The following is a 14,415-nucleotide window of genomic DNA, read 5'->3' on the forward strand; positions in this document are numbered from 1 at the left end:
CCTGACGCCAATCTACCCACCGGAGCCGGTTCGCGTTTGCGGTCCGCGGTGCCGGGAATACAGCGCGAAGGGGACAGTCCCGACCGATGAGGAGACGAGAGTGAACCGTCAGGCCCCCGCGTCACGTGGCGCGGCGTCATCCGCCGAGCGCATGGCGCAGAACGGTGTATTCGAGAAGTTCGCACGTGCCGGCTACGTCGGCAGTGGCATCGTGCACCTGCTCATCGGCTACCTCGCGATCAGGGTCGCGTTCGGTCGCGGCGAGCAGGAGGCGTCGCAGTCCGGTGCGATGGCGGAACTGGGCGAGCAGCCCGGCGGGAAGATCGCGTTGTGGATCGCCGTCGTCGTCTTCGTGATGATGGGCCTGTGGCGGTTCGCCGAGGCTACCTTCGGCAAGGCGTCCGAACCGGAACAACCCGACGCCGACATGAAGGACAAAGCGTTCGACCGGTTCAAGGCCGCCTGCGTCGGTGTCGTCTATCTCGCCTTCGCGTACACCGCGTTCGGGTTCGCCCGCGGCAGCGGCAAGTCCAGTGGTGAACAGAACGCGGGTCTGACGGCGAAGCTGCTGCAGTCCGGTGCCGGCAAGTTCGTCCTCGTCGTCGCGGGACTCGTCATCCTCGGTGTGGGCGCCTACCACGTCTACAAGGGCGCGTCGAAGAACTTCGTCGACGATCTGAAGAGCCACCCGAGCACGTTCGTGAAACGTCTCGGGCTTGTCGGTTACGTCGCGAAGGGTCTCGCGCTCGGTCTCGTCGGTGTTCTGGTGATCGTCGCGGTCTTCCAGGCCGACCCGCAGAAGGCAGCGGGCCTCGACGGTGCTCTGAAGACGTTGGGCTCGCAGCCTTTCGGTACGGTGCTGCTCGTTCTCATGGGCCTCGGCATCGCGGTCTACGGCCTCTACAGCTTCGTCATGGCCCGCGACGCGAAGATGTGACGCTCAGTCGTCTGCGTCGTCGAACCAGAACGACTCGGTCGCGACGTAGTGGAGGGTCGGTGGGCCGGGCAACTCGAACTCGATCGCGCCCACCGGCCGCAGCTCCCCGTCGTTGTCTTCGCAACTGGCGGTCGCGATGTTGAGTCCTGCGGCGATCCCGGTGAACTCGAGGGTCTGGTAGTTCGCTCCGAAGATCTCCGCGATTCCGGACTCGCCGGTGCCGAGCGCCGCGACGCAGATGAAGGGGTGGTCCTCGTCCGGTGGGGACGTGTACATCAGCTTCACCAGCACGGTGTCTCCGCGGGTGCTGACCGTCCACAATCCTCGGGTGTCCGTATCCGCCGCTGCGCTCGCGGCAGGTGCGAAACCGGCGAGCAGTGCGAGCGGTGCGAGCAACGAGACCGTCGCACGCAGGGTCCTGCGATGGTTCATGGGATCTCCTCGGAACCGCGGTGAGTCCCCGACATATTCATCGTCCGCACTCGACATCCGGGGGAACGGGCGAATCGGATGTTCGTGAAGAAGACGTGACGGCGACGAGATCGTCGTACCCGGTCCGTGACTCCCCTGGTCACGAAGAGCTACCGCCTCGACCCAACTAGTTGACAACGCAACTAGTTGGGATCATCCTGGTTGAGAAAGCAACCACATCGGAAAGAAGGTGGATCGATGATCGCCGACGAGCAGCAGCGCTACGAAGAATTCGAGCGTCGGCGTGCACTCATCCGCGACGCACACCTGAAGCCTGCCGACGCGCGCCCGCAGTCGTCGGCGCGGGGGCTGCACCACACTGCGCTGATCAGCAGCGACGTCGAACGGACCGTGCGCTTCTACCAGGATCTCCTCGAGTTCCCGCTGACGGAGCTGATCGAGAACCGCGACTATCCCGGCTCCTCGCACTTCTTCTTCGACATCGGCAACGGCAATCTGCTGGCTTTCTTCGACTTCCCCGGTCTCGACGTCGGCCCCTATCGGGAGGTCTTCGGCGGTCTGCACCACATCGCGATCAGCGTCGCCCTTCCCGCCTGGGAGCGCTTGCGCGACAAGCTGATCGACGCAGGTGTCGAGCTCGTCGAACACAGCGACGTCTCGTTGTACTTCCGCGACCCCGACGGAGCCCGCCTCGAACTCATCGCCGACCCGCTCGGCGAGATGTACGGCTCGAAGGTGCTCTAGCGCGAAGCTCTAGCACGGGGTAAGGGGAGGTTGTGTGCGTGTCCGTCTACCGGACACGCACACAACCTCCCCTTCGTCTGTTCGCCGAACTCCTACTCGACGATCGGGAAGATCGACTCCCCGTCCTCGGGGGCGCCGCTGATCTGACCGCGGTCGACACGCGAATCCTGCACGATCACCCCGTCGACCTCGTCGGCGAGTTTCGAGTCCTCGGGGGCGCCGGTGGTGGCGTCGTCGATCACCTCGTCGACGTCCTCGGTGAGCTCGTCCTCCGGTGTCGCCGCGACAGGCTTGTCCAGCGGCTCGGCGGGTTCGACGTCGGGTTCCTCCTCGGCGAGGCGCTGGTCCAGCGACTCGCCTTCTTGCTCTTCACGCTGGGTCGTTCCGAACTTGTCGGCGCCGCTCCAGTCCTCGGGCGGGTCGACGACCTCGTCGCCGTCGTCGTTCCGCACTTCGTCGGCGTCGAGGCCTTCGCTGGGGCTGAGGGTGTCGCCGGGACCGTCTTCGATGCTCATGTCGAGGAGATACCCGGCCGGCCCGGTGCGAAACCGGCGGCGGTTTCACTCCTGCCGGATGAGGCTATGCCGACGGAACACCACATCGAGGGAGTTTCCCATGGACGAGAACGAACTCTTCCAGCACATCGAGAAGCTGGTGGACGAAGAGAAGACACTGCGCTCACGAACCGGCGCGGACGGTCCGAGCGACGAGGACCTGCAGCGGCTGGCCGCTGTCGAGAAGAGGCTCGACCAGTGCTGGGACCTGCTGCGGCAGCGTCGCGCGAAGGCCGAGTTCGGCGACGACCCGGACGACGCCCAGGCGCGGCCGGTCGACGAGGTCGAGTCCTACCGACAGTAGGGCGCCGACGGTGGGTCGACCGTTCTGCTTCGGCGACGAACCGTAGCCGGGTAGTTCGGCGTTCAGCACGTCGAAGTGCTCGGCGAGGTGCGGGACGAGGGTGGAGAAGTCGTCCATCGTGGCGCCGATCCCGTGCAGGAGGGGTAGGGGTTCACCGGATCCGGTGCGGCGGTAGCTCGGTCGTGAGTGCATCGGTTCCATCTTTCCCTTCCGGACGGGCCGGAGTGCTCTGTCGCAAAGGCTGTGTGTTCTGTCACATTCGTGAGGAAGGAAAAGCAACGACCTGGCCGAATGCCGTGTTATAGCCCTTGCTTATCGAATTTCTAGAAACTATCGATTGGCACAATTAATAGTTCGCGGATAACGTCGAAGCCGTCAACCCCATCGAGACGAGTGAGGTTTCTACATGTCGCTGATCAACAAGAAGATCAAGCCCTTCAAGGCCGAGGCTTTCAAGGACGGCGCCTTCGTGACCGTGTCCGACGAGGACATCAAGGGCAAGTGGGCGATCTTCTTCTTCTACCCCGCAGACTTCACGTTCGTCTGCCCGACGGAGCTCGGCGACCTCGCGGACCACTACGAGGAGCTGCAGAAGCTCGGCGTCGAGGTCTTCTCCGTCTCGACCGACACGCACTTCACGCACAAGGCATGGCACGGCTCGTCCGAGACCATCGGCAAGATCAAGTACGCCATGATCGGTGACCCGACCCTGCAGATCAGCACCGACTTCGAGGTCCTCCGTGAGGACCAGGGCCTTGCCGATCGCGGCACCTTCCTGGTCGACCCGGACGGCGTCGTCCAGTTCACCGAGGTCACCGCTGAAGGCATCGGCCGCAACGCCGCCGAGCTCGTTCGCAAGGTCAAGGCCGCTCAGTACGTCCGCAGCCACCCGGGCGAGGTCTGCCCGGCCAAGTGGGAAGAGGGCGACGACACCCTCGCTCCGTCGCTGGAGCTCGTCGGCAAGATCTGATTCGTCGACGGAAATTGGTTCCGGTGGCACGGGATCGAACGTCCCGTGCCACCGGGCACCGTCCGGGTCCGCTCGGCTCGAGCTGAGAAGTTCGCCGACTCCCATCTCTTCCGGTCACAGTTCTTCCACCTCTGGAGTGAATCCTCATGCTCGACGCCTCCCTCGCCGCCCAGTTGAAGTCCCTTCTCGAAAAGGTCACCCAGCCGATCGAGCTCGTGTCGTCCCTCGACGACCGGCCGAAGTCGAAGGAACTCGCCGATCTCCTCGATCAGATCGCCGGCATGTCCGATCTGGTCACCCATGTGCGCGACGGTGAAGCCACCCGTCGCCCCTCCTTCCTGATCCGCCGGGTCGGCACCGACATCGCGGTCGAGTTCGCGGGCATCCCGCTCGGCCACGAGTTCACCTCCCTCGTGCTCGCCCTGCTGCAGGTCGGCGGCCACCCCTCGAAGGAGGCCGTGGAGCTGCTCGAGCAGGTGCGCGACCTCGAGGGCGACTTCCACTTCGAGACCTACTTCTCACTGTCGTGCCAGAACTGCCCCGACGTGGTGCAGGCCCTGAACGTGATGTGTGTGACCAACTCGCGCATCAAGCACACCGCGATCGAAGGCTCGCTCTTCCAGGACGAAGTCGACGCACGCCAGGTGATGGCAGTGCCGACCGTCTTCCTCAACGGTGAGCTGTTCGGCTCCGGACGCATGAACCTCGAGCAGATCGTCGGCAAGCTCGACAGCGGTTCCGCCGAGCGCACCGCCGCCGCGATCAGCGAGAAGGATCCCTTCGACGTCCTCGTCGTCGGTGGCGGCCCCGCCGGCGCGACTGCCGCGATCTACGCCTCCCGCAAGGGAATCCGCACCGGCGTTCTCGCCGATCGCTTCGGTGGCCAGGTGCTCGACACCATGGCCATCGAGAACTTCTCCTCCGTCCCCTACACGGAGGGCCCGAAGTTCGCTGCCGAGCTCGAGAACCACGTCCGCCAGTACGACGTCGACATCATGAACGTCCAGAAGGCCTCGAAGCTCACCCCGGCCCCCACCGAGGGCGGCCTCGTCGAGGTCGAGCTCGAGAGCGGCGCCCGGTTGCTTTCGCGCAGCGTCGTTCTCGCGACCGGTGCCCGCTGGCGCGCGATGAACGTGCCGGGCGAGCAGGAGTACCGCAACAAGGGCGTCACCTACTGCCCGCACTGCGACGGCCCGCTGTTCAAGGGCAAGCGCGTCGCGGTCATCGGTGGCGGTAACTCCGGTGTGGAGGCCGCGATCGACCTCGCCGGCGTCGTCGCCCACGTGACCCTCATCGAGTTCGACTCGGTCCTGCGCGCCGACGAGGTGCTGCAGCGCAAGCTCCGCAGCCTGCCCAACGTCGACATCATCGTCAGCGCCCTCACCACCGAGGTCCTCGGCGACGGTTCGAAGGTCACCGGCCTGACCTACACCGACCGCACCACCGACGAGTCGCGCACCCTCGAGCTCGACGGCGTGTTCGTCCAGATCGGTCTGCTGCCGAACACCGAATGGCTCACCGGCACGGTCGAACTCAGCCCGCGCGGCGAGATCGTCGTCGACGACCACGGCCGCACCTCGGTGCCCGGCGTGTTCGCCGCCGGCGACTGCACGACCGTCCCGTACAAGCAGATCATCGTCTCCGCAGGTGCGGGTGCGACGGCCGCGCTCGGCGCGTTCGACCACCTCATCCGCACGAGCGCCCCGGCCCAGGCCGAGGAAGCGGTCGCCGCGACCGTCTAGGCGTCACTGCAGCCCTGTGGCCGTCACCCCTTCCGGGTGGCGGCCACGTTGCTTCCTCGGGGAGGTTGTTGTCGAAGATTCTGCGGAAATCGCCCATATCCTCCCCCAATTCACCCAGCACAGGCATTGACGCGCTCTTTACCCCGGCGCTTCACTGAAATGCGTACGTGTGTCCCCATCGCGACGGTGTCCCAGGAGGTCGACCTATGCGCAGCACACGGAAGTCCGAACGGTGGCGCAGACGCGAAGGACGCCTGTATCGCAGAGCCGCCACGGCGGTGGCGCTCATGGGACTGGTCGCCCTGTGGGTGAATCCCGCGGCGTCGGCGGACGAGTCCACGGGATTCTCGCTTCCCTTCTCCGGAGCACCGGCCTACGAGCATCTGGCGCCGACGCAGGTCACCGACCCGTCCCGGTTGCACGCTCCGCTCGGTCGGGAATGGGCCGAGGACATCGCCCGGCAGATCGGGCTGAAGCCGGAAGATGCGTTGTCCGAGCAGCAGGCCCGTGATTTCACCACCGGCGGGGGAGTGGGCGGCAGCAAGGAGGCCGCCGAGATCATCCAGGGTTCCATCGACATCCTCATCAATACGACCGGCCACCCCCTGTACTCCGACGTGAACGGTGTCTCCACCCCGACGGTGCTGGGCAGTTACGGCCTCTACGTGACGCCCGACGGGATGCTGCAGAGCCCGGCCAACGCGTCGGCGCCGACGAGGCAGGTGAACACGCTCATCGCGCCCGGCGGGTACGTCGACACCTGGCTGCGGAACAACGACGCGACGGATACGCTGGTGGCGCTGTACCGGTCGGCGTACCCGATCGAAGCGACCTTCGGTTTCGCGGCGCAACAGATATCCGGCGCCGCACAGCTGGTCACCAATACGAAGGGCGACGTCGTCTCGACCGTCGGCATGTCGATGGCGCCACCGCTGTGGATCGTGAACTTCGCTCTCATCTACGCCGTGAGCCCTTCCCTCGCGGCCGCGATGCCGGCCTACTGGGCTCCCATCCCGCCCGAGGTTGCCGAGGCCATCGAGGCGAGCCCCACGGGTCAGGTGCCCTACGCCGATTACGCGTCGTACCTCCAGTGAACTTCGGGGAGCCGCGCGTACCTCGAAGGCTGCCGGTAGGGCTGTCGAGGTAGGTGTTGTTGTCGAAGAACGCGGGAAAATCGACAACAACGTCGGCCCCGATACGACGAACGCCCCGCATACGACCGAAGCCCCGACCGTGTGGTCGGGGCTTCGTGTGAGAGCCGATGACGGGAATCGAACCCGCGTATTCAGCTTGGGAAGCTGATGTTCTACCATTGAACTACATCGGCACGCTGGGCTTTTGCCGATTCTCATCGACTCCGGCCCGAGCTTTCGGAGCAAACTGTAGCAGACTCTCCGGGTCGATCGCGGGACCCCTGGACCACACCGAGAGCCCGCATGACGCGGTCGAAGCGACGCTGGTCGCGCGGCGTCCACGGCAGCAGCATCTGCTCGAAAATCGTGTCGTCGATCTTCATCTTGTGGAGGTTGTCCTCCCAGTACTGCTTTCCGGGTCCATCGCGTTGTATTCGACCGGGCTCGACTCGGTGGAGCGCACCTGCGCGTGTGCCTTGTCGACGGGCGTCGTCATCGAATGTCCCTCCATCGTCAGAAGTGACCACGACTGTCACCCAGATGCGCGCCGACGGTAAAGACCGGAGGTTGCGCGGCACGGGAAGCGGACGCTGCGAAGATAGAGGCATGGCAACTGGACGGCTCTACGGTGGACGCGCAGGCGAGGAACGACAGGCCGATCGGCGAGCGCAGCTGATCGAGGCCGGTCTCGATCTCCTCGGAGCTGCCGACGGCGAAGCCACCCTGTCGGTGCGCGGTGTCTGCAAGCGCGCAAGTCTGGCCTCGCGCTACTTCTACGAGAGCTTCGCCGACCGCGACGAGCTCACCGGTGCCGTCTACGACCACGTCGTCCAGCGCATCGCCGAGAGCACGCTCGCCGCCGTGGCCTCGGCACCGGCCGACGACGACCGCGCGATCGTGCGGGCCTGCGTCGAGAACATCGTCCGCGAGATCGACGAGGACCCGCGGCTCGGCCGCATGCTGTTCTCCGTCAGCCAGGCCAACACGCAGCTCGCGAAGCGGCGCCTCGACTCGACCCGCATGTTCGCCGGGCTGGTCACCGCCCAGGCCGAGAACATCTACGCCATCACCCCGAGCCCCCGGCTCGACCTGGCGGCGCACTACGTCGTCGGCGGACTCGCCCAGGCGCTGACGGCCTGGCTCGACGGCACCGTGCCGCTGAGCCACGACGACGTCGTCGAGGAGTGCACCGAACTGCTGATCACGATGTCGGCCCAATTGCGACGCGACTCGGCCACGTAGAACCCCGCGGCCGCGCGATTGTTAACCTCTACGCGTGCTGCTCTCCGATCGCGACATCCGCGCCCAGATCGCCTCCGGGCATCTGGGCATCGACCCGTTCGATCCGGAGCTGGTGCAGCCCTCGAGTGTCGACGTCAAACTCGACAGCCTGTTCCGCGTCTTCAACAACACGCGTTACACGCACATCGACCCGGCGAAGCAGCAGGACGAACTGACGTCGCTGGTGCAGGTTCCCGAGGGTGAGCCGTTCGTGCTGCACCCCGGCGAGTTCGTGCTCGGGTCGACGATGGAGCGGTGCACCCTGCCGGCCGACCTCGCCGGTCGCCTCGAAGGCAAGTCGTCGCTGGGCCGGCTCGGTCTGCTCACGCACTCGACGGCCGGGTTCATCGACCCGGGTTTCGACGGGCACATCACCCTCGAGCTGTCCAATGTCGCTAACCTGCCGATCACGCTGTGGCCGGGCATGAAGATCGGTCAGCTGTGCCTGTTCCGGCTGACGAGCCCCGCCGAGCACCCGTACGGCAGCGCGAAGGTCGGGTCCAAGTACCAGGGCCAGCGCGGGCCTACGCCGTCGAAGGCGTACCTGAACTTCGTGCACAAGCATCCCGACGCGCGTCCGAGCTAGTTCGTCCTGCGCACGTCGCAGACGAACCCCGGGGTGAATCTCGTCCGTGCGGGTCGGGCGCCCTCTCGCCCGGGTTAATCTCTGCATGTGCGCGTCGCTGCGGTCGCCACCACACTGCTGCTCCTGCTCGCGGCCTGCGCGCAGGACACCTCGTCGCGCCCCTCGCCTCCCGAGGATCTCCCGGTAGTGCGTGCCGACGGTGACCGGCTCGTCCTCGACGGCCGGACGTGGTGGCCCGCCGGACTCAACGCATACCAGCTCGGTACCCGCTGGGAGGTCAACCACGGATGCGGTGCCGAGGTGGACCTCGACGACTTCTTCGGCACGCTGGCGCCGCGTTCGATCGTGCGTTTCGACGCCTTCCAGTCCCACGCTGTCCACCGGATCGGCGGCACGCTCGACTTCACGGCGCTCGATGCCGTCTTCGACGCCGCCGAGCGGCACAGGGTGTACCTGATCCCGGTGCTCGCCCCGCAGGACAGTGATTGCGACGCGGGTGGATACAAGCAGGCGGACTGGTACGACGCCGCTTGGCACGACCCGCTGCCGGGTCATGTGCTCGCCTACGACGACTGGGTCGCGACCGCCGTCGAACGGTGGGGTTCGTCACCGGCGGTCGCGATGTGGGAGCTGATCGGCGAACCCGAGACCGCGACCTGCACCGACGACGAGTGCGCCCTCGAACGACGCGAGTGCTTGCCCGGCGGTGCTCGGCTGCTCCGCAACTGGATCGACGAAGCAGCCGGCATAGTCCGCGAGCACGACCCCGACCGGCTCGTCACCGTCGGCACCATCGGAGGCGACCAGTGCGGTTCCGCCGGCGACGATTTCGCGACCGTCACCGACGCCGAGCAGCTCGACGTGGTGCAGTACCACGACTACGACGACGCACAGTTCCTCGAACGGCGGCTCGACGGATTGTCGAAGCCGATGCTCGTCGCCGAACTCGGTGTCCGGGCCGGTTCGTGCCGCGCGGTGAGCGAACGTGCCGATATCGTCGACCGCACGCTCACGCGGTACCGCGATCTCGGGGCCGACGGCGCACTGATGTGGTCGTTCGTCCCCGACCCGCGACCGGACGAGTGCACCTACGACATCGGCCCGGACGACCCGGTCCACTACGTCCTACGGCGTCACCACGGCTCAGGGTGACGTCCGGTCGAGTACCCGGAAGAGTCGCCAATCTGGTTGGTCGGCACCGTCGTTGGGGATTTCGAGTTCGAGTACCGCGATGTCGCTGCCGGTCTCGTAGATGGTGGGGTAGCGGCGGTTGACGGCGTCCGATGTTCCGCGGCCCTCGTTGGGGACGGTCAGGATGTACTCGACCCCGGAGGCGGAAGGGCGGTTGAGCACGGCCGTGAAGTCGGAGTCCGAAGGGATGACGAACGTCTCGGGGCGTTCGGTGGCCGAGAAGATCGCGAACCCGTAGACCGTGTCCATCAGCACCGAGCCCGGCGGTAGGTCCATCGCGTCGAGGTATTCGGCGATGCGTCGTTCCGTGGAGAATGCCGCGATCACCTGTCGCTGCTTCTCACGCACCTCGGACGGATCGTTGTCGTCCGGGAACAGGACCGTGTGCAGCGCGTGCTGTTCCTGCGACAGGGTGGGCGAGCCCATCGCGACGAACGTGACGGGCAGGCTGCACACCAGGAGCACCGCACCCAAGGGTGCTGCGCCGCTGGGGTCCTCCGTCCTCGGAACGGCATGCGGCCCGGGGCGTCGTGCCGTGAGCAGTCCACGTCGCGGAGCCAGTTGTACGACCCACACCGCGAGCAGCGGGATCGCGCAAATGTAGAAGCGCAGGAACGGGAAGGTCATTCCGCGTGCATAGGACAGGGCCGCGAAGCCCAGGACCGCGCCGAAGACGACGAACGGCACGAGCGGTTCGAGATCGCGTCGTCGCCATGCGAGCACCGCCACGACCGGGATCAGCAGCGGAAGCGCCGGCCCGAGCACGACGGTCTCGGCGAGCGAGAAGGCGATCGCACCGAGCCCGCCCGACGACCCGCCACCGCTCTGCTCGAGGATGGCGGCGTTGCCGTAGGCCGAGGTGAACTGCGCGAGCCATTCACCGGTGACGAGCCAGCTCGTCACGACGAACGCGACGAAGGCCAGAGCGAGGGGAGCGGCGACGAGGATCGCGTCCATGATCGCCGGCTGCCATCCCGAGCCGGGAGCGTACCGTCGCGATCGGTACCGGACGAGCAGTGCGACGAAGACCGTCACCGCCCCGCCGACGGCCAGCGCGTCGTACCGCGCGAGATACGCCAGTGCCAGGGCGATTCCGGCCAGCGCCAGGTCGTGGATGTCGTCGGTGCTGCACCAGCGGATCAGGCGACGCGCGGCCCAGCACAAGGCGAACAGGAACGGCGCCTCGCTCATCCCGTTCGCGCCGTAGTAGACGATCATCGGGTTCAGGGCGAACACCGCCGTCACCGTCCACACGAACCACGGCGTGCAGCCGCGATCGCACGCGACGCGGTGGATCTGCACCGCCGCGCCGGCCATGAACGGCGCCGACATGAGCACGGCCGTCACCGCATAGGCCGACAGTCCCGGGAACCACGCCGACAGTCCTGTGAGGGGCACCTGGACGAGCGCGGTGAGGGGTGTGAACACGAAACCGATGGCGGCGAGGTGCGGGTCGCGGCTGAGCAGCACCGACCGCGCAGCGCTGACACGGCTGAGCGAATCACCCTGGTAGTACTGCACGTCCAGCGCGAGCCACAGTCCTACCACCAGATAGATCAGGCAGGCGGTCCAGAACACCCACGTGCTGCGGGTCCTCACGACGACAACCCGTGGAAGGTCTTCTCCCAGTAGGAAGGATTACGGATGAGCTGATAGGTGCCTTTGATCGCCGCGATCGACATGAGGACCCAGTAGAACGGCACGGTCAGGCACGGCCACCACAGGTTCGAGTGGCCCGTCTCGCGGCACGCCACGAAGTTCATGTACATCACGGCGACGTTGCCGAACACGAGCGAGATCAGCGCGGGGAAGTAGGCGTACCAGGGGAAGATCTCCTCGATCAGTTCCGCCTGGCCGAGCAGCCACGCGAGCGTTGTCATCCAGAACACCATGTTCAGGCACGCGATGATCGGCGTGCCCGCGAGCAGGGTCGTGAAACGCAGCATCCCCGCGGTGCCGATCACCCGCCACAACCGGACGGGCCGGCGCATGTGGACCAGCCAGGTCTGCAGATAGCCCTTGTACCACCGGGATCGCTGCCGCACCCAGTTGATCGGATCGCTGTTCGCCTCCTCCAGCGTGGTCGAGTCGAGAACCGCAGTGGAGTAGCCGGATTCGGCGATCCGGACACCGAGATCGGCGTCCTCGGTGACGTTGTACGGATCCCACGCACCGATCTCGTCGAACACCGATCGGCGGATATGGTTCGACGTCCCGCCGAGCGGGATCGGCGAGTGCGACTTCATCAGTCCGGGCAGGATGAAGTTGAACCACAGCGCGTAGTCGGCGGTGAACCAGCCGGTCAGCAGATTCTGGGTTCCGTTGTGGAAAGCCAGCTTCGCCTGTACACATGCCACGTCGTCGCCGAGACGGTCGAAGACGACGACCACCCGGCGCAACTGCAAGGGCTCGGGGAGGTCCTCGGCGTCGAAGATCGTCACGATCTCGCCCGTCGTGAAGTGCAGTCCGTAATTGCACGCCTTCGGTTTCGTCCGTGGGTCGGCGGCCGGGACGAGCAGGATCTCGACGCTCTCGCCGAGCCCGGCCTTCTCCGCGGCCTCGATCGTGACGGTGTCGTCCTCCTCGAGCAGCAACAACACCTGGAGCTTGTCGGCCGGATAATCGAGCGCGGCCATCGCGGCGAGCAGATCGCCCACCACCTCGGGTTCGTTGTAAGCGGGGACGAGCACCGTGTACGGCGGCAACTGGTCGTCGGTGAGGGCGAGAGCTTCCTCGTCGTCGACGATGAACTGCGCGTCGCGTGCCATGCCGCGGGTGAACAGCAGCAGCCGGTCGGCGAGGGTCGCGATGTACCCGAAGGTGCACAGCACGGTGAAGACGATCAGGGTCGGTTTCGTCGCCACGACGAGCGCGAGCACGAAGGCCCCCGCGAGTGCGAATCCGAGGTATTTCTGCCACGGCACGAACGCGACCGACGCCGACGAGACGGGGCTGCGTTCGCGCAGTCCGTGCACCGCTTCGTGCAGGGCCGCGGTCCGGTAGGCGTCGAACTCGACGGTGTCTTCGGGCGGAACATCGTGTCCCGAGCCGACGTTCACTCGCCCTGCCATTGCGCCTCCACGAGTTCGCGACCCACCTCGATGAGCATGGAACGGTCCTTGTACTCGGGATCGGTGTCCTCGACGGTGCCGTTCCCGCGCAACAACACTCGCATCAACGTGCGCGCATTGGTGACCGTGTTCGGCTCGGGCTGCGGGAACGGCGCATCGAGTTCGTGGTTGTCCACCGTCAGCAGGCTCACCCGCTGGGCGACGGTGTCGCTGCGGGTCCACACGAAGCTGAGCAGGCTCCACGTCAGGAGCAAGTTGTCGTCGACGACGGTGAAGTACTCGGCGGTGACGCCGCGACCCAGATCGACATATTCCTTCGGGCTCACCCGTGATTTGCCCAGTGCGTACATCGATTCGGTGGGGTACACCGCGAACGAACCGACACGACGCACCTGCAGGGTCTGCACGGCGACGGTGCGGGGACGCAGCAGCCGATCCCACTCCGGGTTCGGTTCCTCCGCCCGGAGCATCTGCCGGCGCAGCACCGATCCCTGACGGAAGTATGCGCGGGGCCAGTCGTAGTCGACGGACGACAACTGCACCCATGCGGATGGGACGATCTGGGTGGCGGTGCCCGAGTAAGGGGGCCCGACCGAGACCGGCGTCAGGCGCTGGTCGGGAAGCGGCAGGAGTGCGGCGAGCAGGGTGGCCACCGCGACGCACATCGCTCCGCGCACGGCCTGGGGAACCGACACCGGATTCGGTGGCAGCGTGCGTGGCGCGAGCCCGCGGTAGGTCCACAGATAGGCACCGGCCCCGACGACCACCGTCGCGACCACCGCCGGCACGTACTGCGACACGGCGATGGGTGCGTCCGGCCACCGCTGATCGACCAGGACGAGCACCACCAGACCGGTCACGAATGTTGCGGAGCCGTAGAAGAATCCGCGGGCCCGGGTGCGCCGCGTCGCGAGTCCGACAGCCGTGGCGGCGAGCACGAGCGTGACCTGTCCCGCCGCGAGCTTCGTGCCCCCGGCCTCGACGAGCACGATCCGGTAGAGCACGGGCGAGCTCAGGAAGAGCATCGCCCACGCCTGCCAGTACGCCGCGGTCACGCGCAGGCCGAACATCGCGACGCACGCCCCGCACACGAACACCCACGCGGCGAGCACGTCGAGGTGCATCACCTGATAGTTCGTCGCGTAGCGCGGCATCAGCAGCCCCTTGATCGCGAGCGCGATCAGCAGCAGGAGCACCGACGTGATGATGTCGGTCTGCCGGTCGTGGATCGGCAGTTCGTTCTTCCGCTGCCGCGTGATGCCGATCGCAACGATCGCGACGAGAGGCGGCACGATGAGGACGTAACCACCCGTGGTGCCGGTGCGGATCTCGTCGAGCAGCTGCAGCCAGGTGGAGTGGAAGCCGATCAGGGTTGCGGCGACTATCGCGATCCACCGATTGGTGGTGTGCAGCATCGCGTTCGTGAAGAACCGCTCGATGAACGACGGATGCTCGGTTGTCGTGGTCATC

The 14,415-nt window shown here is 66.3% G+C and carries 14 protein-coding genes, 1 tRNA gene and 1 pseudogene; 9 read left to right on the forward strand and 7 right to left on the reverse strand.

Annotated elements, in window-relative coordinates; genetic code table 11:
* The first annotated feature begins 151 nt into the window (after positions 1–151).
* Complete coding sequence (locus K3M35_RS14430) at positions 152–937, forward strand: DUF1206 domain-containing protein (protein ID WP_006552648.1); 786 nt, start codon at positions 152–154, stop codon at positions 935–937.
* A 3-nt stretch (positions 938–940) separates the two neighbouring features.
* On the opposite strand, the gene K3M35_RS14435 is transcribed toward K3M35_RS14430, so the two are convergent.
* Positions 941–1,369 carry a hypothetical protein gene (locus K3M35_RS14435; RefSeq protein WP_006552647.1) on the reverse strand — a complete coding sequence of 143 codons (429 nt, stop codon included), beginning with the start codon at positions 1,367–1,369 and terminating at the stop codon, positions 941–943.
* A gap of 237 nt (positions 1,370–1,606) precedes the next feature.
* Between K3M35_RS14435 and K3M35_RS14440 the strand changes: the two genes are divergently transcribed.
* A complete protein-coding gene (locus K3M35_RS14440) occupies positions 1,607–2,113 on the forward strand; it encodes a VOC family protein (protein ID WP_220666583.1) in 507 nt (168 codons plus the stop codon).
* 92 nt (positions 2,114–2,205) lie between these two features.
* Here K3M35_RS14440 and K3M35_RS14445 read toward each other — a convergent pair whose 3' ends face one another.
* Entirely contained in the window at positions 2,206–2,628 is a 423-nt protein-coding gene (locus K3M35_RS14445; RefSeq protein WP_064851718.1) for a hypothetical protein, read from the reverse strand.
* A gap of 100 nt (positions 2,629–2,728) precedes the next feature.
* Between K3M35_RS14445 and K3M35_RS14450 the strand changes: the two genes are divergently transcribed.
* Entirely contained in the window at positions 2,729–2,971 is a 243-nt protein-coding gene (locus K3M35_RS14450) for a DUF2630 family protein (RefSeq protein ID WP_006552644.1), read from the forward strand.
* A gap of 30 nt (positions 2,972–3,001) precedes the next feature.
* On the opposite strand, the pseudogene K3M35_RS26895 reads toward K3M35_RS14450, so the two are convergent.
* A pseudogene (locus K3M35_RS26895) lies at positions 3,002–3,172 on the reverse strand (alpha/beta fold hydrolase); the annotation flags it as partial.
* Between the two features lie 205 nt (positions 3,173–3,377).
* On the opposite strand from K3M35_RS26895, the gene ahpC reads away from it, so the two are divergent.
* From ahpC to K3M35_RS14470, 3 genes are all read left to right on the forward strand, one after another.
* Complete coding sequence (ahpC, locus tag K3M35_RS14460; RefSeq protein WP_006552642.1) at positions 3,378–3,941, forward strand: alkyl hydroperoxide reductase subunit C; 564 nt, start codon at positions 3,378–3,380, stop codon at positions 3,939–3,941.
* Between the two features lie 146 nt (positions 3,942–4,087).
* Positions 4,088–5,683 carry an alkyl hydroperoxide reductase subunit F gene (gene ahpF, locus K3M35_RS14465; protein ID WP_220666584.1) on the forward strand — a complete coding sequence of 532 codons (1,596 nt, stop codon included), beginning with the start codon at positions 4,088–4,090 and terminating at the stop codon, positions 5,681–5,683.
* A 206-nt stretch (positions 5,684–5,889) separates the two neighbouring features.
* Entirely contained in the window at positions 5,890–6,777 is an 888-nt protein-coding gene (locus K3M35_RS14470; protein ID WP_220666585.1) for a hypothetical protein, read from the forward strand.
* 162 nt (positions 6,778–6,939) lie between these two features.
* On the opposite strand, the gene K3M35_RS14475 is transcribed toward K3M35_RS14470, so the two are convergent.
* Positions 6,940–7,010 (reverse strand) — tRNA-Gly (locus K3M35_RS14475).
* Between the two features lie 412 nt (positions 7,011–7,422).
* On the opposite strand from K3M35_RS14475, the gene K3M35_RS14480 reads away from it, so the two are divergent.
* From K3M35_RS14480 to K3M35_RS14490, 3 genes are all read left to right on the forward strand, one after another.
* Positions 7,423–8,058: a TetR/AcrR family transcriptional regulator gene (locus K3M35_RS14480; protein ID WP_006552639.1), complete on the forward strand. Its 636-nt coding sequence runs from the start codon at positions 7,423–7,425 to the stop codon at positions 8,056–8,058.
* A gap of 34 nt (positions 8,059–8,092) precedes the next feature.
* The gene (dcd, locus tag K3M35_RS14485) at positions 8,093–8,683 is read left to right on the forward strand and encodes a dCTP deaminase (RefSeq protein WP_016696219.1); all 591 of its coding nucleotides are present in this window, start codon (positions 8,093–8,095) and stop codon (positions 8,681–8,683) included.
* A gap of 87 nt (positions 8,684–8,770) precedes the next feature.
* A complete protein-coding gene (locus K3M35_RS14490; RefSeq protein ID WP_006552637.1) occupies positions 8,771–9,835 on the forward strand; it encodes a mannan endo-1,4-beta-mannosidase in 1,065 nt (354 codons plus the stop codon).
* Here K3M35_RS14490 and K3M35_RS14495 read toward each other — a convergent pair.
* The 3 genes from K3M35_RS14495 to K3M35_RS14505 are packed head-to-tail and all read right to left on the reverse strand — an operon-like array spanning position 9,827 to position 14,414.
* Positions 9,827–11,473 (reverse strand): ABC transporter, encoded by a 1,647-nt coding sequence (locus K3M35_RS14495; RefSeq protein ID WP_220666586.1) that lies wholly within the window; start codon positions 11,471–11,473, stop codon positions 9,827–9,829. The two genes, K3M35_RS14490 and K3M35_RS14495, sit on opposite strands and share 9 nt — an antisense overlap.
* Positions 11,470–12,945, reverse strand: a complete 1,476-nt coding sequence (locus K3M35_RS14500; protein ID WP_033096294.1) for a glycosyltransferase — start codon at positions 12,943–12,945, stop codon at positions 11,470–11,472. Before K3M35_RS14500 ends, K3M35_RS14495 begins: the two co-directional genes overlap by 4 nt.
* Positions 12,930–14,414 (reverse strand): exosortase/archaeosortase family protein, encoded by a 1,485-nt coding sequence (locus K3M35_RS14505; RefSeq protein ID WP_259444031.1) that lies wholly within the window; start codon positions 14,412–14,414, stop codon positions 12,930–12,932. Before K3M35_RS14505 ends, K3M35_RS14500 begins: the two co-directional genes overlap by 16 nt.
* Position 14,415: the final 1 nt, after the last annotated feature.

This window comes from Rhodococcus sp. DMU2021, assembly GCF_019641445.1.
In the GTDB taxonomy this organism is placed as follows: domain Bacteria; phylum Actinomycetota; class Actinomycetes; order Mycobacteriales; family Mycobacteriaceae; genus Rhodococcus; species Rhodococcus pyridinivorans.